We start from the raw sequence: 553 nt of genomic DNA on the forward strand, positions 1-553 counted from the left end.
TAATCCTTAGAAAGGAGGTGATCCAGCCGCACCTTCCGATACGGCTACCTTGTTACGACTTCACCCCAATCATTTGTCCCACCTTCGACGGCTAGCTCCACAAAGTGGTTGCTCCACCGGCTTCGGGTGTTACAAACTCTCGTGGTGTGACGGGCGGTGTGTACAAGACCCGGGAACGTATTCACCGTAGCATGCTGATCTACGATTACTAGCGATTCCAGCTTCATGTAGTCGAGTTGCAGACTACAATCCGAACTGAGAACAACTTTATGGGATTTGCTTGACCTCGCGGTTTAGCTGCCCTTTGTATTGTCCATTGTAGCACGTGTGTAGCCCAAATCATAAGGGGCATGATGATTTGACGTCATCCCCACCTTCCTCCGGTTTGTCACCGGCAGTCAACTTAGAGTGCCCAACTGAATGATGGCAACTAAGCTTAAGGGTTGCGCTCGTTGCGGGACTTAACCCAACATCTCACGACACGAGCTGACGACAACCATGCACCACCTGTCACTTTGTCCCCCGAAGGGGAAAACTCTATCTCTAGAGGGAT

1 rRNA gene is annotated in these 553 nt (G+C 51.0%); it reads right to left on the reverse strand.

The features are described from left to right. Window positions 1-10 precede the first annotated feature (10 nt). A 16S ribosomal RNA gene (locus HMPREF2802_RS03840) occupies window positions 11-553 on the reverse strand; the annotation flags it as partial.

Source organism: Staphylococcus sp. HMSC071G07 (genome assembly GCF_001811435.1).
In the GTDB taxonomy this organism is placed as follows: domain Bacteria; phylum Bacillota; class Bacilli; order Staphylococcales; family Staphylococcaceae; genus Staphylococcus; species Staphylococcus pettenkoferi.